The sequence below is a fragment of the Delftia sp. NA_296.1 genome (genome assembly GCF_052692095.1).
The window spans coordinates 572,410-595,948 of sequence record NZ_JBQZGF010000002.1 but is presented as its reverse complement, the minus strand read 5'-3'; the positions used below and the strand labels follow the sequence as shown (position 1 = coordinate 595,948).

Genomic DNA, 23,539 nt, shown 5'->3' with positions numbered 1-23,539 from the left:
GTCTCAGGCCGTGGCGCCCGAGGCCTTGATCACGGCCGCCCACTTGGCGCTCTCCACCTGGATGCGGGCCGCGTACTGCGCGCCATCGCCCAGCAGCGGCACGGCGCCCTCGATGCCCAGGCGCGACTGGAAGGACTCGGCAGACGCCACCTTGAGGATGTCGCGCCCCAGCGCGCGCACCGTCTCGGCAGGCGTGCCCTTGGGCGCGAGGATGCCGTAGGTCAGCGAGCTCTCGAAGTCGGCCAGCGCACGCACGCCGGACTCGGCCACCGTGGGCACGTCGGGCAGCTGGGGCTGGCGTTTGGCGCCGGTCACGGCCAGGGCGCGCAGCTTGCCGGCCTTCACCAGGGCCATGGCCGCGGGAATCACGCCAAAGCTGAAGTCCACATTGCCGCCCACCAGGTCGGTCAGCGACGGGGCCGTGCCCTTGTACGGCACGTGGATGGCCTTGGCGCCCAGCGCGTGGGCGAACATCTCGCCCGTCAGGTGGCCGCCCGTGCCCGAGCCGCTGGAGGCGTAGTTCATCTCGCCGCTGCGCTTGCGCATCTGCTCGGCCAGATCGGCCACGCTGCGCGCGGGCGAGGAAGCCGGCACGACCAGCAGCAGGGCCGACGAGGCGAACATGGCCACCGGCTGCAGATCGGTGGCCGCATTGAACTTGAGGCCCGGATACAGCGAGGGATTGATGGACACCGTGCCCGTGTGGCCCAGCAGCCAGGTGCTGCCGTCGCCGGCCGCACGCACCACGGCTTCCGTACCCAGGTTGCCGCCCGCGCCGGCCTTGTTCTCCACGATCATCCCGTAGCCGAAGGACTCGTTGAGGCCATGCGCCATCTGCCGCGCGAACACATCGTTGCCGCCGCCCGGCGCAAACGGTACCACCAGGCGGCTGCCGCGCTTTTGGGCCCAGGCCGGCAGCGCACAGGCGGCCAGCGCGGCGGCGGCGGTGGACAGCCACATCCGGCGCGGCAAAGAGGTCTGAGAGGCTTGAGCGGTTTGAGAGTTGGGCCGGGAATCCATGCGTCTGTCTCCTGAAATAGTCGTTGTCACGCAGTGTGGTGCAGCGCAGCCGGGGAAAACAGCAGTTGCATCTGCGTTGTGATTCAAGAAAATGTGTGAAATGGACGTGAGATACATACACAATTTCTTGAGAGTGGTGGACACCGGCTCCATGTCCGAGGCCGCTCGCCAGCTGGACCTGAGCCCCTCGGCCATTGCCCAGCAGATGCGCGTGCTGGAAGGCGAGCTGGGTGCGCCGCTGCTGGTGCGCCATGGCCGCAGCGTGCGCGCCACCGAAGCGGGCGAGCGGCTGTTCGAGCGCGGCCGCCAGCTGCTGCAGGACTTCGAGGGCCTGCGCGAATGGGTGGCCTCGGACGCGGACGGCGGCGAGCTGCGGCTGGGCACCGTGAACACGGCGCTGCACGGCTTTGTGCCCGCCGTGATGCGGGCCTTCGTGGCGCGCCACGCCGAGGTGCGCATCAGCGTGCGCGCCGGCCTCACGCCCGAGCTGTACACGGCCCTGGTTCAGTCCGAGCTGGACGTGCTGATCTGCCTGCAACCCTCGTTCGACCTGCCCAAGACCGTGTGCTGGGCCGAGCTGCGCCAGGAGCCTTTGGTCGTGCTGTGCCGCGCCCGCGATGCGCAGCAGGACCCGCTGGCCCTGCTGCGCACCCGGCCCCTGGTGCGCTACGACCGATCCCTGGCCGGTGGCCGGCTGGCCGACCGCTACCTGCGCGCCCAGGGCATTGCGCCGCTGGAGCGCATGGAACTGAACTCGGTGCTGGCCGTGGCCATGATGGTGGACCAGGGCCTGGGCGTGGGCCTGGTGCCCGACATAGGCCCCGTGCTCTCCCAGGGCCGCGACGTGCGCGTGCTGGCGCTGCCCGATCAGGCCGGCGGCGAGGGCCCCCGGCCTGCCGATGCGCGCAAGGTCGGCCTGCTGTGGCTCAACACCTCGGCCCGCGCGCGCTGGGCGCGCAGCCTGCTCGAATGCGCGCGCGAGTGCCTGGCTTGAGGTTGGGCGGCCGGTGAACCCACGGCCGCGACGCTGGAATGCCCCAGGTCGCCGACAATGGCAGCTTTGCGCGGCGCGCCTTCTGCGCTGCGGTTTTCCAAGACCTTTGCCATGAACATCACCAAAGACACCGCCGTCACCATCAACTACAAGATCACCGACAAGCTGGGCAAGCTGCTCGACAAGGGCGACGTGGCCTATCTGCACGGCGGCTACGACAACATCTTCGCCAAGGTGGAAGCCGCCCTGGACGGCAAGGCCGTGGGCGACACGCTGACCGTGGACCTGGCCGTGGAAGACGCCTTCGGCGCGCGCGACGAGAGCCTGACGCGCACCATCCCCAAGGGCGAGTTCCCGCCCGGCGTGAAGGTCGGCGGCCAGCTGCGCGGCACCGATGACCAGGGCCAGCCCCAGATCTACCACGTGGTCAAGATCAAGGGCCCCGTGGTGCTGCTGGACGGCAACCATCCGCTGGCCGGCATGGCGCTGCACTTTGCCTGCAAGGTGACTGAAGTGCGCGCGGCCAAGCCCGAGGAAATCGAGCACCGCCACGTGCACGGCGGCCACGGCCACCACCATTGAGAGGCAGGGCCGGGATACACCCGGTCCGCACGGCCCCGCAAAGCACAAAGGCCGCCTGGCATGCCCGGCGGCCTTTGTGTTTTCCGACTAGACCGCCTCCAGCGCCAGCACGGCCGTGGCGGTGTTGGAGATCGGTATGTGGTAGTTGCCGTGCACGCGGCGCACGCCGGGCGCAGCCGCGGACAGGGCGCCGCGCATGGCCAGCCACATCAGCAGTTCCACGCCCTGGGTGCCGGTCTTTTCCACCAGTTCATGCACGCTGAACTGCGTGGCCCATTCGGGATTGGTGGCCATGCTTTCAAGGAACTGCAGGTCGAAGGCCTTGTTGATGAAGCCCGCGCGCTCGCCATCGAGCTGGTGCGACAGGCCTCCTGAGGCGATGACGGCCACGCGCTGGTCGCTGTTCCAGCGCGCAATCGCCCGGCCCACGGCCTGGCCCAGCGCATAGCAGCGGCGCGCCGAGGGCAGCGGGAACTGCACGGTGTTGATGCACACCGGCACGACGGCCACAGGGCAGTCGCCCTCGGGCCAGAACAGCTTGAGCGGCAGCGTGCAGGCGTGGTCCACCAGCATTTCCTGGCAGCTGACCACGTCGAAATCCTCGCCCACCAGGGACTCGATCAGGTGCCATGACAGCTCCGTGTGGCCGCGCAGCGGTGCCAGCGTGGGAATGCCCCAGCCTTCGTCGGCGTTGCAGTAGCGCTCGGCCGCGCCCACGGCGAAGGTGGGCATCTTGTCTAGGAAGAAGTTCAGGCCGTGGTCGTTGTAGAACATCACCACCACGTCGGGGCGCTGGGCGGCCAGCCATTCGCGGATGGGCGGGAAGCCGTCGAAGAAGGGCTTCCAGTAGGGCTCGTTCTGCAGGCCCTTGTGGATGGCGTTGCCGATGGCGGGGATGTGCGAGGTGCCGAGGCCGCCGATGAGATGTGTCATGGTGGGTGTCTCCTGTGCTGTGTCTTGCGTGTGGTCTGCGGCGGGGCTCAGGCGTGCGAGCGCAGCAGGGCCTGGAACTCGGCCTTGGTCATGCCGGTCTGCTGGGCGCCTATGTCCTGCATGTCCAGGTGAAAGATGCCGGCCAGCTTGGCCAGGTAGTAGGCGTTGCCGCCGGCCGCGATCATCTGCAGCACGTTGCGCGCGCGCACGGCATCGGCCTGCTCCTGGTTCAGCCCGTAGCTGCGCATATAGGCCTCCTCGTCGGCCAGGAAGGCCTGGCGGTTGGCCAGCTCGTTGAAGGAAAAGCACATGCTGTTGAGCGCATAGCCCTTGCGGGCCTGCCTGCCGTCGAACAGGGTGGTGCCGGGAATCTGCGGCTGGTCGGCCATGTTTTGTCTCCGGTATTTGCGTTGGATCAGCCGCAGTGTCCGGCCCGCGTTGCCAAAGATAAAGCGGCGGCCAATCATGGAATGCATGAGACAAATCGATGGATCGCAGCTGGACGGCCGGCTGCTGCAACTGCTGCTGGCCGTGCTGGAGACCGGCAGCGTCACGGCGGCGGCGCAGCGCCTGGGCGTGACGCAGTCGGCCGTCAGCCATCTGCTGGACAAGCTGCGCGCCATCACGGGCGACAGATTGTTCGTGCGGCAGGGGCGGGGCATTGCGCCCACGGCCCATGCGCTGGCGCTGCAGGCCCCGGCGCGCGAGCTGCTGCGGCAGATGCAGCAGTTCGGCCAGGGGCCCAGCTTTGACCCCGCGCACTGGCGTGCCGAGATCACCATTGCCGCCAACGACCTGCAGCGCGAGTTGCTGCTGCCCGCGCTGGCCCGGCGCCTGCGCACGCAAGCGCCCGCAGCCATGCTGCGCGTGATCGACAGCGGCGCGCCGGATGCCGAACTGCTGCGCTCGGACGCCTGCCTGCTGGCCATCAGCCCGCGCCCGCCCGATGCCACGGACATCGTGCAAAAGCGCCTGTTCAGCGATGAGTACGCAGTCTTCTATGACAGCGCCGTGCGACGGCCGCCGGCCAGCCTGGCCGACTATCTGCAGGCCGACCACGCCACCGTGGCCTATGCCGACCGCCAGGCGCTGGACCTGGACCTGCAACTGCAGGCGCGCGGGCTGGAGCGCCGCTTTGCCGTGCGCGTGCCGGGCTTTGCGGCGCTGGCCGCCTTTGTGCGCGGCACGCCGCTGCTGGCGACGGCGCCGTCGCTGCTGGGCCGCACGGCCCTGTCATCGCTGGCCAGCTTTGTCGTGCCCGTGGACTGCCCGCCGCTGCCCATGTTCATGATCTGGCATACGCGCCACCAGGCCGATCCAGCCCATGCGTGGCTGCGCGGGCAGTTGCAGCAGGTGGTGGCGCAGGCGCTTGGCGGCGCCGGGCCGTCAATGCCTGCGAAGCAAGGCGCGGCGCAGCAGGCGCGCGGCGCGGTTGCGGATCTGGAAGGGGCTGTGGCTCACGGCCGGGCTCACGCGGGCGCGTGAGCAGGCGGCCAGGAAGTCGCGCAGCAGCACGCTGTCATCCAGCGTGCTGGTGTCCGGGTTGCGGAACTGGAATTCGGGGTGCCACTGCGTGGCCGCGATATAGCTCTTGAGCGTGCCGGGCTTGCGGAAGATGGCCTCGGGAATGCGGTCGGGCAGGCTCCATGCCTCCACATCGAACTCGGGCGCCACGTCCTTGATGCCCTGGTGGTGGATGCTGTTCACGCGTGCGCGGTCCAGCGTGGGGTACAGCGCCTCCAGCCGGCTGCCGGGCACGATGGCGATGTCGTGGTAGTGGCGGTCGTACTCGGTGGGATTGCGGTGCAGCTGCGAGCCGGGCACCTGGGTCTCGATGTCCTGGTAGAGCGTTCCGCCGAAGGCCACGTTGATCAGCTGCAGACCGCGGCAGACGCCGAAGATGGGCTTGCCGGCCTGGGAAAACGCCTCGACCACGGCCAGGTCGTAGAGGTCGCGCACGCGGTCGCCCAGCCATTCGGGGCGCATGGGTTCCTCGCCATAGCTGCCGGGCCAGACATCGGCGCCGCCGTGCATGACCACGCCGTCCAGCCATTCGGCATAGTGCTCCAGCGTCACGTCGCCGCGCGCGGTCTCGCCTGTGGGGCAGGGCACCATCACCACCATGGCGCCGGCCGACATGATCCAGTGCGCTATCGATTGCTCCACGTACTGCAGCGTCTTGCCCGTGAAAAGCGGACGCTGCGGGTCCGCATGGGAGAAACAGGCCGAAAGGCCGATCTTGAGGCGGCGTGAGGCAAGTGGGCTCATGGGGTGGTGGGCAAGGGGAAAGTCCTGATGGTCACGTTGTAAGCCCAATCGTGCCTGCGACCTGTAGGAAGGGGTTGAACGCCCGCGACCGGCGCAGGGCCATCACTGCAAATAGGTGTAGGTGAATGCAAGAGTTGTCTTGAGGCATCTCAAGCTTTTTCCGTCCATTCGTGCAGGCGCCCCGCCTGCGGGTGTAGCCTGTAGGCAGGGGTTGGGGCTGCGGATGCTGCAGCGCGAAAAACCTGACGACGCAGGGTGCGACTTGCTGTGCAGGCAGCCCGCATGGCGTTACGATGGATTCGCCAGTTCATCAATGGCCCCGACAACCCCGCCGCGCCGGTGGTGCGGCTTTTGGCGACTAGGAGGATATGCATGCAAGTTCAGGTTCATGCCGACGATTCGATCCAGGGTGGCGAGTCCTTGGCGCAATGGGCGCAGGAAGAGATCAACGCCAAGCTGGCGAGGTTCAAGGACTACGTGGTACGCGTGGAGGTTTTCCTCACCGGCGTCGATGCGCTCAAGACCTCCGGCGCTCCCGGCAAGCGCTGCGTTCTGGAGACCCGGGCCAATGGCCGCCCGCCGATCGCCGTGAACGCCGAGGCTGAAAAGGTCAAGGATGCCTTCAACGCGGCCATTGAAAAGCTGAAGCGGGCCGTGGAGACCGACCTGGGCAAGCTCAAGGACAAGAACGGCCGCGAGAGCGTTCGCGGCGTGGAAGACGGCACCGAGGTGGATGCGGCCAGCCCGGCCTGACCCTCGAAATTCCCGCAACACAAACGGCAAGGCGCCCCATTCGGGGCGCCTTTTGGTTGGGCAGGGCCATGGCTGCAGGTCGATCGCCGCAGCAAGCGTGTTCAGCGCGAGGCGCGCAGCACCACGCCGTCCAGCGAAGGCGCATGCAGCGGCTTCAGGGGCGATGCCAGCGGCGGCCCGAAGCGGCGCGCCGCACCTGCGGGCAGGGCCTGCGCATTCTGACCGGCCTCCGCTTCCCATTGCGCGCGGGCCTCGGCGATCTCCTCGCTGGTGCGGGCCACGAAGTTCCACCACAGCAAAATGGCTTCATCCATGGGCTCGCCGCCAATGACCAGCAGGCGGCTGCCAGGCGTGGTCTCGATGGCGACCGAGGCCGTGCCCAGGGGCAGGTAGAGCAGTTCCTCCACCGGCAGGGGCTGGCCGTTCACGCTCACGCTGCCTTCCAGGCTGAGCACGGCATGCTCGAAATCGGCGCGCAGCGGCAGCGTGGCGACGGCATTGCCATTGCCCGCGCTGTCCGCATGCAGGTCCACGCTCATCAGGGGCGTGTGCACCTCGGCCGGCGACGTCAGGCCCAGCGCTTCGCCGGCCAGCACCGTGGCCGTGAAGTCGCCCACCGTGGTCCTGGGCAGCTCGGGGTAGTGCTGGAAGCGCGGCGGACCGTTGCGGTGCGACTCGGGCAGCGCAATCCACAGCTGCGCGGCGTGGATGTGAGAAGGGGTCTGGCTTTCCTCGGAGTGGGCGATGCCGTGGCCGGCCGTCATCAGGTTGACCTGGCCGGGGCGGATGATCTGGGTGTGGCCCAGGCTGTCGCGGTGCAGCACTTCGCCGCGGATCATCCAGGTGAAGGTCTGCAGGCCGATGTGCGGATGCGGGCCGACCTGCATGCCCGGTGGCGCGGGGTCGGCAGGACCGGCGTGGTCGAGAAAGCACCAGGCGCCGACCTTGCGCAGGGCGCGCTGGGGAATGGCGCGCTGGATGGGAATGCCGCCCACATCGGCGGTGCGGGTGGGCAGGTGCTGGGGCTGGGACTGGGGCTGGGACGTGTCGGACATGGTCGGATCGGCCTGTTTCGTGGGGGAAGCCACCAGTGTCGTGCAGGGCGGCGCAGCAGGCAAACGCGGCTCGCATGGATTGGGCCTGTTCGCTGACAGCGCGTTCTCAGGAACATTGTTTACATTCGAAGAACGGACCGGCGCCCGCCATTTTGGCGGGCGCCGGCCTCACTCTTACAGGAGAAAACGCCATGAATACATCCGTACAGACGCAAGCCGAAGCCGCTGAAGAGGCGGTCCAGAGCGCCGTGGAAGTCCAGCGATTCCCCGAGAAGTTCGAAGCCACGGTCACCGGCAATGTGCAGCACCGGGTAGGCGACGGCCCCCTGGAAGACATTCCGCGCGGCACCCGTGTGCAGGTGGCCACGGCCATTGGAAGCTATGTGCTGTCCTGGACCCAGGACGAGCAGCCGATCACCGTGTCGCTGGCCAAGCGCGAGTTCGAGCTCTATGTCGATACCGGGGAGATCGAGGTCAGCCAAGCCTGACGCCGGCCATGTCCCCATCCACTCCCAAAAGCCCTGCGGCCTGACAGCTGCAGGGCTTTTTGCATGGTAGCCCGGCCCGGGCTCAGGCCGGCAGCTGCAGCGCGGTCTGGATGTGCACCTCGCCGGCCAGCAGCTTGTGCACGGGGCAGGCCTCGGCCACCTGCAGCAGGCGCTGGCGCTGCTCGTCGTCCAGCGCGCCTTGCAGCGTGATCTGGCGCTCGATCAGGTTGCCGCTGGCGGGTGTGCCTTCGGGGTTCAGGCGCAGTTGCACGTCCACCTGCTCCAGCTTCCACTGCTTGCGCGCCGCGTACATCTGCAGCGTGACCGTGGTGCAGGCGCCCAGGGCCGACAGCAGCAGCTGCAGCGGGTTGGGCGCCGTGTCGCCGCCGCCCTTGTCCGCAGGCTCGTCCACATGCCAGCGGTGGCCTTGGGGGTCGCCAAGCGTGACGCGATAGGGGGTGTCCGTGCTGGTGGCGTGGGCGCTGTGGATCATGGAAGGTCCTTTGTCCTGGGGTGTCGCAAGAGGGGTGGGAGAGGCAACGGACGACTCTACGCCTGCTTCGCGTCCGCTGCCTGGGGCCGGTGCTTCATGCGCAGCGGGATTTTGAGGTAGTGCACACCATTGGCCTCGGCCGCAGGCCAATGGCCTGCGTGCATGTTGACCTGGATGGCGGGCAGCAGCAGGGCGGGCGCGGACAGCGTGGCGTCTCGCTGGTTGCGCATGGCCACGAAGCTTGCCTCGTCCACGCCCGTGTGCACATGCACATTGCCGGCGCGTTGCGCGTCCACCGTGGTTTCCCAGGCATGGCGGTCGCGGCCCGGCGCCTTGTAGTCATGGCACATGAACAACCGCGTTGCGGGCGGCAGGGCCAGCAGGCGCTGAATGGAGCGGAACAGCGTGCCCGCGTCGCCGCCGGGGAAGTCGGCACGCGCCGTGCCGTAGTCGGGCATGAACAGCGTATCGCCCACGAAGACCGCGTCCGCGACGCGGTAGGACACGCAGGCCGGCGTATGGCCGGGCGTGTGCATCACCTCGATGCGCAGCCCGCCCAGCGGCAGGCTGTCGCCGTCGGCCAGCAGCCGGTCGAAGGGCTGGTTGCCGCCGGACGCGGGCAGGTTGAAGACGGAGCGGAAGATGCGCTGCACCTCGCGGATGTGCTCGCCCACGGCAATCGGGGCGCCCGTGCGCTCGCGCAGGTACGGGGCCGCGCTGAGGTGATCGGCATGGGCATGGGTTTCCAGGATCCAGCGCACTCGCAGGCCCTGGGCCTGCGCGGCGTCCAGCACGGCATCGGCCGAGCCGGTGTGGGCCTGGCCGCTGGCGTGGTCGTAGTCGAGCACGGGGTCGATGACGGCGGCCTCGGCCGTGTCCGCGTCCCAGGCCAGGTAGGTCACGGTGTGGGTGTTGGCGTCGAAGAACGGTGCAATGCGCAGCGGTGATGTCATGGAGGCACTCCTGGTTCGATGGCTCGTGTGCAGCCTGTCGGCAATTATATTAGAATTTGCTAAATTAGATTGTTCTTGATAAACCATGACCGAACCGACGCTATCTCCCGAACAGGCCTTTTTGCAGCAGGGCGCTGCACGTGCCGCCGCGCTGCTGCGCGCCGTGGGCAACGAGAGGCGCCTGCTGGTGCTGTGCCTGCTGATCGAGCATGGCGAGCTGTCCGTGGGCGAATTGCTGCAGCAGATCCCGCTGAGCCAGTCGGCCCTGTCCCAGCATCTGGCCCGCATGCGCGAAGAGGGTCTGGTCGCCTACCGCCGCGAGTCGCAGACGCTGTACTACCGCATCGCCAATCCCGATGTGCAAAAGCTGGTGGCCACGCTCAAGAGCATCTTCTGCGCCTGAAATCCTCTGTTCCCAAGGAGCTGATCCATGTCCCTTTCCTCCGTCTCCTCCCAAGCCGCCCGCCAGATGCAGGAGCAGGGCGCCTGGCTCATCGACATCCGCGCGCCGGACGAACATGCGCGCGAACGCATAGGCGGCGCCCGCAGCTTGCCCATGGACCGCCTGGCGGCGGGAGCCCTGGCCGGCGCGCCCGCCGCCGTGGTGTTTCACTGCCGCTCCGGCCACCGCACGCGTCTCAACGCCCAGGCCCTGGCGGCAGCCTTGCCGCCCGGCTGTGCCGGCCATGTGCTCGACGGCGGCCTGGACGCCTGGAAGGCACAAGGCCTGCCCGTGCTGCGCGACAGCCGCCAGCCGCTGGAGCTGCAGCGCCAGGTGCAACTGGGCGCGGGCGGGCTGGCGCTGCTGGGCGCCGTGCTCGGCGCCACGGTGTCCCCGTGGTGGCACCTGCTGTCGGCCTTCGTGGGCTGCGGCCTGATCGTGGCCGGTGCCACGGGCTTTTGCGGATTGGCGCGCGTTCTGATGAAGGCGCCCTGGAACCGGCGCGCCCTGGGGCAGTGACGGCGCCTGCACTGAATCCAGCCTGACGCCTGATGTCCGACCCCCAAGTTCCCCTGTTCAGGGGACTGTGGAGAACCCCGGACGGCAGTACGATAGCTGTATGACATCTGTTTACGCTCAACGCCGCGCACGCTTGGCCGCCCAGTTGGGCGCTGGCGGCATCGCCATCATTCCCACCGCTCCCGAGCGCCAGCGCAACCGGGACACCGGCTACCTGTACCGCCACGACAGCTACTTCTACTACCTGACCGGCTTTGCCGAGCCCAATGCCTGCCTGGTGCTGGCCGCCGACGGCACCAGCGTGCTGTTCTGCCAGCCCAAGGACCTGGAGCGCGAAATCTGGGACGGCATCCGCCTGGGCCCCGAGGCCGCCGTGGCCACGCTGGGCGTGAGCCAGGCGTTCTCCAGCGCCGAGATCGATACGCGCCTGCCCCGCCTGCTGGAGAACCGGGGCCGCCTCTGGTATCCGTTCGCCACGCATGAAGGCCTGGCCGTGCGCGTGGAAGGCTGGCTGGGCCAGGTGCGCGCGCGCGTGCGCTTCGGCGCGCTGTGCCCGGCCGAGCAGGGCGACCTGTGCACGCTGCTGGACGAGATGCGCCTGGTCAAGGACGCGCATGAGCAGGACATCATGCGCCGCGCCGCCGCCATCAGCGCCCAGGCCCATATCCGTGCCATGCAGCGCTCGGCACGCATGCTGCGCGCAGGCCAGGAGGTGCGCGAATACCACCTGGACGCCGAGTTGCTGCATGAATTCCGCCAGCAGGGCTCGCAGTACGTGGCCTACGGCTCCATCGTGGCGGCCGGCGCCAACGCCTGCGTGCTGCACTACCAGGCCGACAAGGCGCCCGTGCATGCGGGCGAGCTGGTGCTGATCGACGCGGGCTGCGAGCTCGACGGCTACGCCAGCGACATCACGCGCACCTTCCCCGCCGATGGCCGCTTCACCGGCCCGCAGCGCGCGCTCTACGAGCTGGTGCTGGAAAGCCAGAAGGCCGCCGTGGCGGCCACGCGCGCCGGCGCGCGTTTCAACGATCCGCACGACGCCACCGTGGCCGTGCTGGCGCAGGGCATGCTGGACCTGGGCCTGCTGGACAGAAAGGTCTATGGCAACGCCCAGGACGTGATCGAGCAGCGCGCCTTCTTCCAGTTCTACATGCACCGCACGGGCCACTGGCTGGGCATGGACGTGCACGACTGCGGCAGCTATGTGGAGCCCTCGGAGCTGGGCCAGTCGCACGAGCGCAAGGACCCGCTGTCGGGCGAGACCATCACCAACCGCCCCAGCCGCATCCTGCGCCCGGGAATGTGCACCACCATCGAGCCGGGCATCTACGTACGCCCTGCGGCCGGCGTGCCCGAGCAGTTCCACAACATCGGCATCCGCATCGAGGACGATGCCATCGTCACCGAGACGGGCTGCGAGCTGATCACGCGCGGCGTGCCCGTGGAGCCCGACGAGATAGAAGCCTTGATGCGTGACTGACAACGCCAGCCTGCCCACCACCGGCCCCGTGTCCACCCTCATGCCCGCCCCATCGGCCTATGTCCCGCCCGCGCTGCCACGGCTGAGCTGGCGCATCTTCACGGTGCTCTGGCTGCTGGGCCTGCCCGGCGTGGCGGCCATGGCCTGGTTCGTGCTGCCCGACTGGATGCGCCTGCTGGGCCTGCCCGTGGAGCCGCTGGCCACGCCGCTGGCCGGCATTGGCGTGATGGCCGCGCTGCTGGCCCTGCCCGTGGGCGTCGGGGTGTGGCTGGGGCCAAGGCTGGGCCTGTCCGCACCGCTGCTGACCACCTGGGTGGCCGGGCGTTCGCCCCAGCGCGCCGTGCGCTACCTCACGTTGCCGGGGCTGGCCGGCGGCGTGGTCGGCGCGGCCTGGCTGGTGACCCTGGCCCTGGCCTGGCCCGACGACCTGACCCTGATCGACCCCGTCTACGCCATGCCGCTGGGCGCCAAGATCCTGTACGCGGGCATCACGGCCGAGCTGGTGATGCGCCTGGGCGGCATGACGCTGGTGATGTGGCTGCTGTGGCGGCTGAGCGGGCGCACCGACCGCCGCCCGGGCTGGATGCTGGGCTGGTGGTCGGTGATGCTGTCGGCCCTGCTCTGGGGCTTGCTGCAGCTGGCGCTGGCCTGGGGTACCTGGGGCGGCCTGTCGGACGGGCTGGTGCTGCAGCTGCTGCTGTTCGAAATCGTCCACGGCGCCGTGGGCGGCTTCCTGTTCTGGCGCTATGGCCTGGAGGCGGCCATGGTGGCCCATGCGATCACCTATCTGCTCTCGCACGGGCTGGTGTGACTCTAGCCAAACCTCAGCGAGCCGAACAAGCCTTCGGTCTCATCCTTGGGGCCGGCCGCGAAGTACAGGGCATTGCTGTCGCCCAGGGCCACGCCGTTGCCGAACTGCAGCGCCCAGAGGCCCGGTATGGCGACCGGGCGATCCTGGCCATCGCGCAGCTCGTCCACGTAGCTGCCGCTGTCCAGGTCGAAGGCGCAGATGCGGCCCGCGCCGCCGAAGTTGCCCACCAGCAACCGGCCCGATAGCGGCCCGAAGTCGGGCGGTGCGATGGCCACGCCCCAGGGCGCGTTGAGCCTGCCATCGTCTGAATAGATCCGCTGCAGGCGGCCGTCCAGATCGAACTCGACCAGCTTGCCGCGCGCGGGGCGGTTGCCGGTTGCGGCCTCGCGCTCTGCATCCATGGCATCTTCCTCACCCGCGAAGAAGGCGCTGGCGTCCTCGGGGTCAGGCTGGCTCATGGCGTAGAGCACGAAGACGCGGTCTCTTGAGCCGTCGTTGACAACCTGGATGTTGAACGGCACGGGATCGCCAGGTCTGGCAACGCCGGCAGGGCCGCTGGCGAAGGGGTTGACGAAGCCCTGGGTGGGGGTGAGCTGCCACTGCGCGTCCAGTGTGCGGATCTGAGGCTGGTCGCCGAAATCGGCCAGCCACAGACGGTCCCAGCGGCCCGTATGCAGGGCCGCGCCGAAGAAGGCCATGCCCCGGCCCGTGCCATCGAAGACCTCGACGGCTGGGCCGTCCACGCGCACGATGGCGCCCGTCTCGGCGTCGCGCTCGGTCCAGGCGCTGACGCTGCCGCTGTCGGTCACGAAGACGAAGCGCGCCGCGCCGTCGAGCAGGCGCCCGCCTGCGGGCTGGCTGCGCACGCGGAACAGGTGGGATTCCAGGGGCGCGCCGTGGTAGACCACGCCAGTGACCTTGCCTGCGCTGCCGTCGTCGATGCGGGAGTCCGACTGAGGCACGGCCACCTTGCGAAGGCCGTCCTGGCGCAGTGTGCGCAGGCTTGGCTCGGACGAGCGCGAGACGTCACCCAGGAATTGCCAGGAAGTGCCACCGCCGCCAATCCAGAAATGGCCGCCTGCGCCGGCCGGGCGGATGGCAATGCCCCAGCCGTTGACGAAGTCGGGTTCCGTGAAGCGCGCGCCGTAGCCAGCATGGCTGGCGAGCAGGGGTGTCTGGAGGTAGCGGTTGGCGGGTGCGCCGCCGCCGCAGGCGGTCAGCGCCGAGGAGGCGAGGGCGCTCAGAACAAAATGTCTCCGGTCGAGCATGTTGGATTTTCTGGTGGCATGGCAAAGCGGTGGACGGGTTGGCTGAGCATGCGAAACCAAGGGGCACCGGATGTTCTGGCTGCTGCCTGCGAACCCGGGGGCCGCAGATATGAACAGGCGATGCTAGGGAGGGGCCGCCTGCCGGGTCAATGCGGCCCCGTCTGATTCTGCAGAGCGATGCAGGAGGACTCAGCGCAGCTGCCTGCGCAGAATCTTTCCGGTCACGGTCTTGGGCAGTTCCTCGCGCAGCTCGACGATGCGCGGCACCTTGTAGGCAGCCATGTGCGCCTTGCAATGGGCGATGAGTTCCTCGGGCGCGGCCTGCCGGCCCGCTTTCAGCGAGACCACGGCCTTGACGGTCTCGCCCCGGTAGTCGTCTGGCACGCCGATGACGGCGGCCTCGCGCACGGCGGGATGGGTGTAGAGCACGTCCTCGACCTCGCGCGGCCAGACCTTGTAGCCGGCGGCGTTGATCATGTCCTTCTTGCGGTCCACCAGGTAGAACCAGCCGCGCTCGTCCATGAAGCCCACGTCGCCCGTGCGCAGCCCGCCCTCGAACATGGCGTCGGCCGTGGCTTCGGGCAGGTTCCAGTAGCCGGACATGATCTGCGGGCCGGCCGAGACGATCTCGCCGATCTCGCCCGGCGCGGCCTCGCGGTGCTGGTCGTCGATGATGCGCACCACCGTGCCATAGACCGGCACGCCGATGGACAGCGCACCCGATGCCGGGTCCACCGGCGCCCGCGCGCCCAGCGGCACGAAGTGCGTGGGCGAGCAGGTCTCGGTCATGCCGAAGGCGTTGTGGATGGCCAGGCCCGACAGCTGCTCGAAGGCCTGGATCACGGCCGGCGCAATGGGCGCGCCGCCCGAGTACAAGGCCTTGAAGCTGCGGAAATCCTCGCGCGAGACGCCCGGGTGGTTCATCAGCGCCACGAAGGCGGTGATGGCGCCGATGGTGAAGCTGGGCCGGTGCTCGCGCATGGATTCGAGCATGGTCGCGGGATGGAAGCGGTGGCTGAGCACCAGCGGGCAGGGCACCAGCAGGGCCAGGGCCACATGGCCGACCAGGCCGGTGATGTGGAACAGCGGCGCCAGGCCCAGCACGCTGTCGTCCGCCGTGATGCCTATCCAGTCGCGGTAGGTCTGGGCGTTGAAGGCCAGGTTGCCGTGCGTGTTCATGGCGCCCTTGGGCTGGCCCGTGGTGCCCGATGTGTAGGTGATCACGGCCGTATCGTCCGCCGAGGGCCGGCGCGCCAGCGGCGCGGGCTGGCCGCCAGCCTGCACCAGCGCAAGCAGGTCCAGCGTGCCATCGGCCACGGGCAGGCGCGGACCGTCGCCGAGCACGCGCGCATCGCCGCGCGTCTGCCAGTCCAGCGCCGATGTGGTGACCACGGTGGCCAGCGGCAGGCCGCCGGCCGCATGCACTTCGCGGGCCACGTCCAGGTACAGCTGGTCCAGGCACAGCAGGGCCTGGGCGCCCGCGTTGTGCAGGATGTAGTGCAGCTCGCGCTGACGGTTCATGGGATTGACCGGCACGGCGATACCGCCCAGCTTCCAGGCCGCCACCAGGCCGATGACGAAGGCCGGATTGTTCTGCGTATAGAGGGCCAGCCGGTCGCCGGCCGCAAAGCCCCGCGCCTGCAGCGCATGGGCCAGCGCGCTGGCGGCCTGGTCGAGTTCGCGCAGGTTCAGTCCGCCGTCGAAGTAGCGCACGATGGCGCAGCCGGGTGCCGCAGCCAGCGAGGCTTCGAACAGGTCGAGCATGCTGCTGAACTGCGGCCGCATCTCGGCCGGCTGGCCCGGCGCGTAAAGGCCCAGCCAGGGCCTGTCGTGCGATGGGGCCGCGCTCATTTGATCACCACGGGATTGACGGGCGAGCCCGTGGCGCGGTGGATCTTCAGCGGCGCGGCCACGTACAGAAAGGTGTAGCGGCCGTCGTGCGCGCAGCTGTCGGCCAGGGCCTCCAGGTCGCAGATCTCGGTCAGCGTCACGCCCAGGTTGCGCATCAGCGCGCAGTGCAGCGGCAGGGCCACGCCGTGCACGGGGTCCATGGTGACTTCGTTGGCGATGGTGTCGGTGACCAGGTTGGGGATCTCCATCGCATGGAACCAGTCCACGAGTTCGGGCGAGTAGGTCAGGCCGGGCTCGCAGAAGTCGTTGTAGAAGCTCGCCTGGTCTTCGTAGAAGCCCGACAGGAAATTGGTGCGCACGATCAGGATGTCGTGCTTTTCTATGGTGTGCCCCTGGGCCTTGGCGCAGGCCATCAGGTCTTCGTGCGTGAAGGTCTCGGCACGCTCCAGCGCTGCCTTGCCGCGGTGGCGCGCCATGTCCAGCAGCACGCCGCGCCCCACGATGCCGCGCGCGCCCAGCGCCTCCACGCTGGCCTTGTCCAGCCCGCCGATGGTGGTGCGTGCGTCATAGCCATTCCAGATGCGCCCGCCGTACCAGACATGGCCCAGCGCGTCGTACTGGGTCGATCCCTGCAGGAAGGCGTCCAGCTTGTCATCGGCATAGTGCAGGCCGCCGGGGAACCGGGGTGCATCGGGGCCGTCCCAGCTGGACTCGTCAAACACCATGGTGCGCTCGGCCGGTGTGCGACCGGGCCAGACCGGATCGCCGCGCGGGTCGCCGATCAGCCGCTGCAGCGTGAACGTCTCGCCCGAGCGGATGTGGGACACGCCGCGCAGCACCTCGGCGGGCGTGAGGAAGTTCAGCGCCCCGACCTCGTCGTCGGGTCCCCAGCGGCCCCAGTTGCTGGGGGTCTTCCTGAGCAGATCCTCCATCAGCGGGGCGTCGTCGTGCGTATGTCCATGGTCGTGAGCATGTCCCATGTCTGTCTCCTGTCGTTGGTTTGTCGAACAAGGCGCGCAGGGCATTCAAACGCCAGGAGGGGCGCGAGGCTGTCGCGGGTTCGACACGCGGGCGGCAGGCATTGCGAACGTCCCGGGCAAAACTGCTTTCACAGGCGGCAGGCATGGCGGCGTGCCTGCGCCGGCGATGCTGCGCTGCAGCATCAAAACCCATAGCGGCAAAGGCCAGGCGCCACGGTGCTTTGCGATGCGCTGCGTGCCGCGCCTGCGCGATCTGCGGGGTGCCTGGGGCCTGGCTTTCAGCCCCTGGCCACATGCCGGAATGTTGCCTTCATGTAACCGCATTCGTGTGAGAATTGAAACCCGATTACAAACCCTGAGCGAGAGACATTCCATGCAAGTCCGCCGTGCCACCAAGATCGTCGCCACCCTGGGCCCCGCTTCCAGCGACCCGCAACTGCTGGAACAGATGGTGCGTGAAGGCGTCAACGTGGTGCGCCTGAATTTCAGCCACGGCAAGGCGCAGGACCACATCGACCGTGCCACCATGGTGCGCGAGGCGGCCCAGCGCGCAGGCCGCGAGGTGGCCATCATGGCCGACCTGCAGGGCCCCAAGATCCGCGTCGGCAAGTTCGCCGAAGGCAAGGTCATGCTGGAGCCCGGCGCGCGCTTCGTGCTCGACGCATCGCGCACAGCGCCCGGCGACCTGGGCGGCGTGGGCCTGGACTACAAGGAGCTGCCGCGCGACGTGAAGCCCGGCGATGTGCTGCTGCTCAACGACGGCCTGATCGTGCTCACCGTGGACCATGTGCGCGGCGACGAGGTGCACACCACCGTGAAGCTGGGCGGCGAGCTGTCCAACAACAAGGGCATCAACAAGCAGGGCGGCGGCCTGACGGCCCCGGCGCTGACGGCCAAGGACATGGAGGACATCAAGACCGCCATGAGCTTCCAGGCCGACTACGTGGCCGTGAGCTTTCCCAAGAACGCCACCGACATGGAGATGGCGCGCCAGCTGTGCAACGTGGCTGCGGCCCAGTACGGCCACAAGCCCGGCCTGATCGCCAAGATCGAGCGTGCCGAGGCCATTCCGCGCCTGGAAGAGATCCTGCATGTCTCCGACGGCATCATGGTCGCCCGTGGCGACCTGGCCGTGGAAGTGGGCAACGCGGCCGTGCCCGCGCTGCAAAAGAAGATGATCCGCATGGCGCGCGACATGGACAAGTTCGTGATCACCGCCACGCAGATGATGGAAAGCATGATCACCAACCCCGTGCCCACGCGCGCCGAGGTCAGCGACGTGGCCAACGCCGTGCTGGACGGCACGGACGCCGTCATGCTCAGCGCCGAGACCGCCGCCGGCAAGTACCCGCTGGAGACCGTGCAGGAAATGGCCAAGATCTGCGCTGCCGCAGAAGCCGCCGAAGACCCGGACAGCGATGCCGAGTTCACCGGCCGCCAGTTCTCGCGCATCGACCAGTCGATCGCCATCGGCGCGCTGTTCACGGCCCACCACCTGGGTGCCAAGGCCATCGTCGCCATGACGGACAGCGGCTCCACCGCGCTGTGGATGAGCCGCCACCGCATCCACATCCCCATCTACGCGCTCACGCCCAAGATCTCCACGCAGCGCAAGATGGCCATGTACCGCAACGTGCGCCCCCTGCTCATGGACACCAGCGCCGACCGCGACACCGCGCTGGACCAGGCCGAAGGCCATCTGCGCGCGCGCAACATCGTGCAAAGCGGCGATGTCTATGCCATCACCTGCGGCGAGCCCATGGGCCAGCCCGGTGGCACGAACATGCTGAAGATATGTCGTGTGAACTGATGCGCACGCATCCGCTGCGCGTCAGTGATTGAACCCGACCCGGGACAGGCCCACAGGCCTTCCCGGGTTTTTTGTTTCAGAGCGTGCCTGAGCCCAGGCGTGCCAGCAGCGGTCCGCCTGCACGGCGGCGCCACAGCGCGGCATGCCAGACCAGGGTGGCGCTGCAGATGCCCACGATGGCGCCGCCGACCACATCGGACGGGAAGTGCACGCCCAGGTGCACGCGGCTCCAGGCCATGCCCAGGGCCAGCGACCAGGCGGACACCATGACCCAGCGGCGGTGGCGCGTGCAGCCCAGGGTCAGCGCCTGGGCCAGGGCAAAGGCGCCCGTGGCGTGCATGCTCGGAAAGCTGGACCGCAGCGCGTGTTCCACCCATTGCACGCCCATGCCCAGCTGGGCAGGACGCGGCGCAGGAAAGCCCCAGCGGATCAGCCGCGCCACGGCCCAGGCGGCCAGCATGGACAGCAGGGCCAGCACCAGCGTGCGGCGCAGGGCGGGCGAGCCGCGCAGCAGCCCGGCCATCACGGGAAGGGCGCACAGCGAGGGAAGCCAGGACGAGATGGCGCGCGCCGCCTCGATCGAGATGGCGGGCGTTTGCGCGTTGGCGTTCAGCAGCGTGAACAGGGCGGGGTCCAGGGGCAGCATGGCAATGCTCGATCAGGGTGCGGAAGGCGGAAGGCTGGCGGCGGGCCACAGGGAGTCAGGCGCGCCGTCCCGGGTGCGCAGCGCACGCGTGACCGCCAGGTCGAAAAGCCAGCCCGCCGTCCAGCACAGCCAGCCGGTCCACAGCGTGTGGCTCATGAAATGGGCGCCGCGCATCTGCTGGGCCAGGCCCATCGACAGGCCTGCGGCCAGCGAGACGGCCAGCCAGATCCAGGCTGCGCGCGGTGCATGGCGGCGCAGCGCGAAATAGCCGGCCAAAAAGGCGAAGCCCGCCGAGGCATGGCCTGCGGGAAAGCAGCGGCCCGGCCCGCCGTCGGCCAGGCCCAGCGACCAGTGCGAGACATGGCGCGCCACACCGCCGAACTCGGCCAGGTCCCAGGGGCAACTGGTCGCGCTGGTGTACTTGAGCAGCGAGATCAGGGCCAGCGACAGCAAGATGCCCGCCACCAGCTGCACGCGCCGCCCATGGGGCAGCAGACGCAGCGGGCCCACGGGCCGCCAGACGCACAGCGTCAGGCCCAGCACCACCAGCCAGGCCAGGCGGCGTGCGCCTTCGTGGGCGATGTTCACGAAGAACCAGTCCGAACGCAGCGCAAAGCCATCGGCGTCGCCAAACCAGCGGGCCATGGCCAGGTCCAGGGCGCTGGCATCCCAGGCCAGGACCACGGCCAGGGCCGCCAGGGTCCACAGCAGGGTGCTTTTGAAGGAGGGGCCCTGCGCGGGGGCTGCGGAGAAATCTCGGGGTTCAGGTGTCGGCATGGCCGGCAGCATGAGAAGCGCGGCTTAAACCCGTCTTAACGCATGTCCCGGCGTGCGGCCATCGTCTGGCGCCGCAGCCGGCAGCGGCCATTGCACAATGCGCGCATGCGAATACTGGTCGTCGAAGACAACGCGGGCATTGCCGCAGGCCTGCAGGCCAATCTGCAACAGCGCCGCTATGCGGTCGATGTCTGCACCACCGTGGCCGAGGCCTGGCATGCGCTGGAGATGGAGCGCTTCGACGCCGTGCTGCTGGACCTGGGCCTGCCCGATGGCGACGGCAGCGAAATCCTGCGCCGCCTGCGGGGCCCGCGCCGCCCGGGTGGCGACAGCAAGGCCCTGCCGGACCCCAACACGCCCGTGCTCATCCTGACCGCGCGCGACCAGGTGCGCGAGCGCATCGCCGGGCTGGACCTGGGTGCCGACGACTACCTGGTCAAGCCCTTCGACATCGACGAGCTGGAGGCGCGGCTGCGCGCCATGCTGCGCCGCGCAGGCGGGCAGGCGGCACCCGTGATCCGCCATGGCGAGCTGGAGGTCGACCCGGCCGCGCGCACCGTGCGCCGCGACGGAAAGCTGGTGGAGATGTCGCCGCGCGAGTTCTCCGTGCTCTGGGTGCTGCTGCAGGCGCGCGGGCGCGTGCTCTCGCGCCAGCAGATCGAAGAGCACCTCTACAGCTGGGGCACGGCCGTGGAAAGCAATGCCGTCGAAGTCCACATCCACCACCTGCGCAAGAAGCTGGGCAATGCCAGCATCGTCACCATGCGTGGCGTGGGCTACTTCCTGCCCGTGGAGAACACATGAGCACCGCGCCGGACCGCCGCCCCTCGCTGATCTGGCATCTGATGGCCTGGATGCTGGGCGCGCTGGTCGTGGTCTGGGCCAGCTTCGTGGCACTGGGCTACCAGACCGGCGTGCACGAGGCCGACGAGCTGACCGACGGCCACCTGGCCGGCGTGGCTGCGCTGGTGCTCAACCTGGAAGTCGCAGGCGCCGTAGGCCAGGGAGCAGCCACGCCCGTGCATGAGCCCCCCGGCCTCATGGCCCACGACTACCAGCAGTCGCTGAGCGTGGCCCTGTGGGATGGCTCGGGCCGGCTCATCTCGCGCACGGGCGATGCGCCCGAGCCCTCCTTCGACACCGAGCAGGGCTTTGCCACGCTACGCCTGGGCCCGGAGCGCCGCGCCTGGCGCAGCTTCACCCAGTGGAGCCGCGACCATGCGCGCAAGGTCAGCGTGATGATCGAGCTGCAGGAGCGCGACGAACTGGCCGACGACATTGCGGGCCAGATGGTCGAGCCCGGCCTGTGGCTGCTGCCCGTGGTGGCGCTGGCGCTGGGGCTGGCGATTCGCCGGGGCATGCGGCCGCTCAACGAACTCTCGCGCGAGGTGGAGCGCCTGGACCTGGCCCAGGCCGAGCGCGTCTCGCACCACCACGCGCTGCGGGAATTCATGCCCGTGGTGAACTCCATCAACACCTTGCTGGACCGCCAGCAGGAGGCGCTGGAGCGCGAGCGCAGCCTGGCCAACGAAGTGGCCCATGAACTGCGCACTCCGCTGGCCTCCATCGCCTTGCAGGCGCGGGCCCTGGGCGATGCGCCGGCCGGTGCCATGGACGCACCGGCCCAGCGCCAGGCGCTGGCGCAGATAGGCCAGGACGCGCTGCATGCCGGCCATGTGCTCAGCCAGCTGCTGGCACTGGCGCGCGCAGGCCGCGCCATGCTGGCCGAGCCGCCCGTGCCCGTGGACCTGGCCGCGCTGGCCCGGCAGGTGGGGGCCGCCCATGCGCAGGCGGCCTGGCAGCGCGGCTGCAGCCTGTCCGTGCAGGCGCCTGAGGCACTGGGCGTGATGGGCAATGCCGTGCTGCTGGAGCTGGCGCTGCGCAACCTGGTGGAAAACGCCCTCAAGCACACGCCGCACGGCACGCAGATCGAAGTCCAGGCCGGGCAGGGGCCGGATGGCGAGGTCTGGCTGCAGGTCTGCGACGACGGCCGCCGTAGCGACGGCCGCCGCGATGGCGCAGAGCGCGCGGCAGCGCCCGTGGACAGCCTGCACCTGGGCCACGAGATCGTGGCGCGCGTGCTGCGCGCCCACCAGGGAAGCTTTGGCGAGGCCGCGCCGCCCGAAGGCTTCACGTCCTGCTACCGCATGGGAATGCCCGGGACAGGGTTGGCGGCAGCTGGTTAAAATCGCCAGTTACCAAGCGGTTACTGCCGCGATTCCCCGGCCGTGGCCCCGCAGCGCACCCATGACGCAGCGGCGGCTGCCATGCGGCAGGGGCATCCCCCTCTCAACAACTTGATACGGACCCTACACATGCCTCTCGTTTCGATGCGCGAACTGCTGGACCACGCTGCCGAAAACGGCTACGGTCTTCCCGCCTTCAACGTCAACAACCTGGAGCAGGTGCAAGCCGTGATGTCGGCCGCCGACGAAGTGGGCGCGCCCGTCATCCTGCAGGCCAGCGCAGGCGCCCGCAAGTACGCTGGCGAGCCCTTCATCAAGCACCTGATCCAGGCCGCTGCCGAGCAGTATCCCCACATCCCCCTGGTCATGCACCAGGACCACGGCACCTCGCCCGCCATCTGTCAGGGCGCGCTGAACCTGGGCTTCGGCTCGGTGATGATGGACGGCTCGCTGATGGAAGACGGCAAGACGCCTTCCTCCTTCGAATACAACGTGGACGTGACCCGCAAGGTCGTGGAAATGGCCCACAAGCTGGGCGCCACCGTCGAAGGTGAGCTCGGCTGCCTGGGCTCGCTGGAAACCGGCATGGCCGGCGAGGAAGACGGCGTGGGCGCCGAAGGCGTGCTCGACCACTCGGCCCTGCTGACCGATCCCGAGGAAGCGGCCCAGTTCGTCAAGGCCACGCAGCTGGACGCGCTGGCCATTGCCATCGGCACCAGCCACGGCGCCTACAAGTTCACGCGCAAGCCCACGGGCGACATCCTGTCCATCCAGCGCGTCAAGGAAATCCACGCGCGCCTGCCCAACACCCACCTGGTCATGCACGGCTCCTCCTCCGTGCCCCAGGAACTGCTGGAAATCATCCGCCAGTACGGCGGCGCCATGAAGGAAACCTACGGCGTGCCCGTCGAGGAAATCCAGGAAGCCATCAAGCACGGCGTGCGCAAGATCAACATCGACACCGACATCCGCCTGGCGATGACCGGCGCCGTGCGTAAGTTCCTGGCCGAGAACCCCGAGAAGTTCGATGCCCGCGAATGGCTCAAGCCCGCCCGCGAAGCCGCCAAGCAGATCTGCAAGGCCCGCTACATCGAGTTCGGCTGCGAAGGCCAGGGCGCCAAGATCAAGGGCTACACGCTGGAGCAGATGGCCGCCAAGTACGCTGCCGGTTCGCTGCAGCAGGTCGTGAACTGATCGGTTCCTTCCCCTTCAAAAAAGCCCGCCGGT

25 protein-coding genes are annotated in these 23,539 nt (G+C 68.8%); 13 read left to right on the top strand and 12 right to left on the bottom strand.

The window, feature by feature from the left end:
• Positions 1 to 3 precede the first annotated feature (3 nt).
• Positions 4 to 1,020: a Bug family tripartite tricarboxylate transporter substrate binding protein gene (locus ACUTR7_RS07210; RefSeq protein WP_445608458.1), complete on the bottom strand. Its 1,017-nt coding sequence runs from the start codon at positions 1,018 to 1,020 to the stop codon at positions 4 to 6.
• 100 nt (positions 1,021 to 1,120) lie between these two features.
• Here ACUTR7_RS07210 and ACUTR7_RS07205 point away from each other — a divergent pair, with 100 nt between their 5' ends.
• Both ACUTR7_RS07205 and ACUTR7_RS07200 read left to right on the top strand, forming a co-directional pair.
• Positions 1,121 to 2,014 (top strand): LysR family transcriptional regulator, encoded by an 894-nt coding sequence (locus tag ACUTR7_RS07205; RefSeq protein ID WP_070080722.1) that lies wholly within the window; start codon positions 1,121 to 1,123, stop codon positions 2,012 to 2,014.
• A 111-nt stretch (positions 2,015 to 2,125) separates the two neighbouring features.
• Positions 2,126 to 2,596 (top strand): FKBP-type peptidyl-prolyl cis-trans isomerase, encoded by a 471-nt coding sequence (locus ACUTR7_RS07200; RefSeq protein WP_034399899.1) that lies wholly within the window; start codon positions 2,126 to 2,128, stop codon positions 2,594 to 2,596.
• A gap of 87 nt (positions 2,597 to 2,683) precedes the next feature.
• Here ACUTR7_RS07200 and ACUTR7_RS07195 read toward each other — a convergent pair whose 3' ends face one another.
• Complete coding sequence (locus ACUTR7_RS07195) at positions 2,684 to 3,529, bottom strand: class III extradiol dioxygenase family protein (RefSeq protein ID WP_445608457.1); 846 nt, start codon at positions 3,527 to 3,529, stop codon at positions 2,684 to 2,686.
• Between the two features lie 47 nt (positions 3,530 to 3,576).
• Positions 3,577 to 3,918 (bottom strand): protocatechuate 4,5-dioxygenase subunit alpha, encoded by a 342-nt coding sequence (locus tag ACUTR7_RS07190; protein WP_012202847.1) that lies wholly within the window; start codon positions 3,916 to 3,918, stop codon positions 3,577 to 3,579.
• A 76-nt stretch (positions 3,919 to 3,994) separates the two neighbouring features.
• Between ACUTR7_RS07190 and ACUTR7_RS07185 the strand changes: the two genes are divergently transcribed.
• Positions 3,995 to 5,014 (top strand): LysR family transcriptional regulator, encoded by a 1,020-nt coding sequence (locus tag ACUTR7_RS07185; RefSeq protein WP_445608456.1) that lies wholly within the window; start codon positions 3,995 to 3,997, stop codon positions 5,012 to 5,014.
• Here the strand turns inward: ACUTR7_RS07185 and ACUTR7_RS07180 are convergent.
• Complete coding sequence (locus ACUTR7_RS07180; RefSeq protein WP_012202849.1) at positions 4,916 to 5,797, bottom strand: gamma-glutamyl-gamma-aminobutyrate hydrolase family protein; 882 nt, start codon at positions 5,795 to 5,797, stop codon at positions 4,916 to 4,918. The genes ACUTR7_RS07185 and ACUTR7_RS07180 overlap by 99 nt on opposite strands.
• Positions 5,798 to 6,169: 372 nt before the next feature.
• On the opposite strand from ACUTR7_RS07180, the gene ACUTR7_RS07175 reads away from it, so the two are divergent.
• Positions 6,170 to 6,550, top strand: coding sequence for an HPF/RaiA family ribosome-associated protein (locus ACUTR7_RS07175; RefSeq protein ID WP_012202850.1), 381 nt, complete (start codon positions 6,170 to 6,172; stop codon positions 6,548 to 6,550).
• 101 nt (positions 6,551 to 6,651) lie between these two features.
• Here the strand turns inward: ACUTR7_RS07175 and ACUTR7_RS07170 are convergent, their stop codons facing one another.
• On the bottom strand, positions 6,652 to 7,605 hold the full coding sequence (locus ACUTR7_RS07170; RefSeq protein WP_445608455.1) for a pirin family protein: 954 nt from the start codon (positions 7,603 to 7,605) through the stop codon (positions 6,652 to 6,654).
• 191 nt (positions 7,606 to 7,796) lie between these two features.
• On the opposite strand from ACUTR7_RS07170, the gene ACUTR7_RS07165 reads away from it, so the two are divergent.
• Complete coding sequence (locus ACUTR7_RS07165; RefSeq protein WP_012202852.1) at positions 7,797 to 8,093, top strand: hypothetical protein; 297 nt, start codon at positions 7,797 to 7,799, stop codon at positions 8,091 to 8,093.
• Between the two features lie 82 nt (positions 8,094 to 8,175).
• Here ACUTR7_RS07165 and ACUTR7_RS07160 read toward each other — a convergent pair whose 3' ends face one another.
• The gene (locus ACUTR7_RS07160; protein ID WP_065346860.1) at positions 8,176 to 8,586 is read right to left on the bottom strand and encodes an OsmC family protein; all 411 of its coding nucleotides are present in this window, start codon (positions 8,584 to 8,586) and stop codon (positions 8,176 to 8,178) included.
• Between the two features lie 56 nt (positions 8,587 to 8,642).
• Positions 8,643 to 9,539 carry an MBL fold metallo-hydrolase gene (locus ACUTR7_RS07155; protein ID WP_216293712.1) on the bottom strand — a complete coding sequence of 299 codons (897 nt, stop codon included), beginning with the start codon at positions 9,537 to 9,539 and terminating at the stop codon, positions 8,643 to 8,645.
• Positions 9,540 to 9,624: 85 nt separating this feature from the next.
• Here ACUTR7_RS07155 and ACUTR7_RS07150 point away from each other — a divergent pair, with 85 nt between their 5' ends.
• The 4 genes from ACUTR7_RS07150 (at position 9,625) to ACUTR7_RS07135 (ending at position 12,794) form a co-directional block, all read left to right on the top strand.
• Complete coding sequence (locus ACUTR7_RS07150) at positions 9,625 to 9,942, top strand: ArsR/SmtB family transcription factor (RefSeq protein WP_012202855.1); 318 nt, start codon at positions 9,625 to 9,627, stop codon at positions 9,940 to 9,942.
• Between the two features lie 27 nt (positions 9,943 to 9,969).
• Positions 9,970 to 10,500 (top strand): rhodanese family protein, encoded by a 531-nt coding sequence (locus tag ACUTR7_RS07145; protein ID WP_088165822.1) that lies wholly within the window; start codon positions 9,970 to 9,972, stop codon positions 10,498 to 10,500.
• 100 nt (positions 10,501 to 10,600) lie between these two features.
• On the top strand, positions 10,601 to 11,983 hold the full coding sequence (locus ACUTR7_RS07140; protein ID WP_043825414.1) for an aminopeptidase P N-terminal domain-containing protein: 1,383 nt from the start codon (positions 10,601 to 10,603) through the stop codon (positions 11,981 to 11,983).
• On the top strand, positions 11,976 to 12,794 hold the full coding sequence (locus ACUTR7_RS07135; protein WP_012202858.1) for a hypothetical protein: 819 nt from the start codon (positions 11,976 to 11,978) through the stop codon (positions 12,792 to 12,794). Before ACUTR7_RS07140 ends, ACUTR7_RS07135 begins: the two co-directional genes overlap by 8 nt.
• A gap of 2 nt (positions 12,795 to 12,796) precedes the next feature.
• Here ACUTR7_RS07135 and ACUTR7_RS07130 read toward each other — a convergent pair whose 3' ends face one another.
• From ACUTR7_RS07130 to ACUTR7_RS07120, 3 genes are all read right to left on the bottom strand, one after another.
• Complete coding sequence (locus ACUTR7_RS07130) at positions 12,797 to 14,062, bottom strand: TIGR03118 family protein (protein ID WP_445608454.1); 1,266 nt, start codon at positions 14,060 to 14,062, stop codon at positions 12,797 to 12,799.
• A 189-nt stretch (positions 14,063 to 14,251) separates the two neighbouring features.
• The gene (locus ACUTR7_RS07125) at positions 14,252 to 15,913 is read right to left on the bottom strand and encodes an AMP-binding protein (RefSeq protein WP_216293715.1); all 1,662 of its coding nucleotides are present in this window, start codon (positions 15,911 to 15,913) and stop codon (positions 14,252 to 14,254) included.
• Complete coding sequence (locus ACUTR7_RS07120; RefSeq protein WP_216293716.1) at positions 15,910 to 16,893, bottom strand: cyclase family protein; 984 nt, start codon at positions 16,891 to 16,893, stop codon at positions 15,910 to 15,912. Before ACUTR7_RS07120 ends, ACUTR7_RS07125 begins: the two co-directional genes overlap by 4 nt.
• A gap of 373 nt (positions 16,894 to 17,266) precedes the next feature.
• Between ACUTR7_RS07120 and pyk the strand changes: the two genes are divergently transcribed.
• Positions 17,267 to 18,703, top strand: coding sequence for a pyruvate kinase (pyk, locus tag ACUTR7_RS07115; RefSeq protein WP_012202862.1), 1,437 nt, complete (start codon positions 17,267 to 17,269; stop codon positions 18,701 to 18,703).
• A gap of 76 nt (positions 18,704 to 18,779) precedes the next feature.
• On the opposite strand, the gene ACUTR7_RS07110 is transcribed toward pyk, so the two are convergent.
• Together ACUTR7_RS07110 and ACUTR7_RS07105 are read right to left on the bottom strand one after the other, a co-directional pair.
• The gene (locus tag ACUTR7_RS07110) at positions 18,780 to 19,349 is read right to left on the bottom strand and encodes a phosphatase PAP2 family protein (protein WP_034389851.1); all 570 of its coding nucleotides are present in this window, start codon (positions 19,347 to 19,349) and stop codon (positions 18,780 to 18,782) included.
• 12 nt (positions 19,350 to 19,361) lie between these two features.
• Positions 19,362 to 20,138: a phosphatase PAP2 family protein gene (locus tag ACUTR7_RS07105; protein WP_445608453.1), complete on the bottom strand. Its 777-nt coding sequence runs from the start codon at positions 20,136 to 20,138 to the stop codon at positions 19,362 to 19,364.
• 93 nt (positions 20,139 to 20,231) lie between these two features.
• Here ACUTR7_RS07105 and ACUTR7_RS07100 point away from each other — a divergent pair, with 93 nt between their 5' ends.
• From ACUTR7_RS07100 to fba, 3 genes are all read left to right on the top strand, one after another.
• The gene (locus tag ACUTR7_RS07100) at positions 20,232 to 20,930 is read left to right on the top strand and encodes a response regulator transcription factor (protein WP_445608452.1); all 699 of its coding nucleotides are present in this window, start codon (positions 20,232 to 20,234) and stop codon (positions 20,928 to 20,930) included.
• Positions 20,927 to 22,312 carry an ATP-binding protein gene (locus ACUTR7_RS07095; RefSeq protein ID WP_445608451.1) on the top strand — a complete coding sequence of 462 codons (1,386 nt, stop codon included), beginning with the start codon at positions 20,927 to 20,929 and terminating at the stop codon, positions 22,310 to 22,312. Before ACUTR7_RS07100 ends, ACUTR7_RS07095 begins: the two co-directional genes overlap by 4 nt.
• 129 nt (positions 22,313 to 22,441) lie before the next feature.
• A complete protein-coding gene (gene fba, locus ACUTR7_RS07090; RefSeq protein ID WP_013804528.1) occupies positions 22,442 to 23,506 on the top strand; it encodes a class II fructose-bisphosphate aldolase in 1,065 nt (354 codons plus the stop codon).
• Positions 23,507 to 23,539 lie beyond the last annotated feature (33 nt).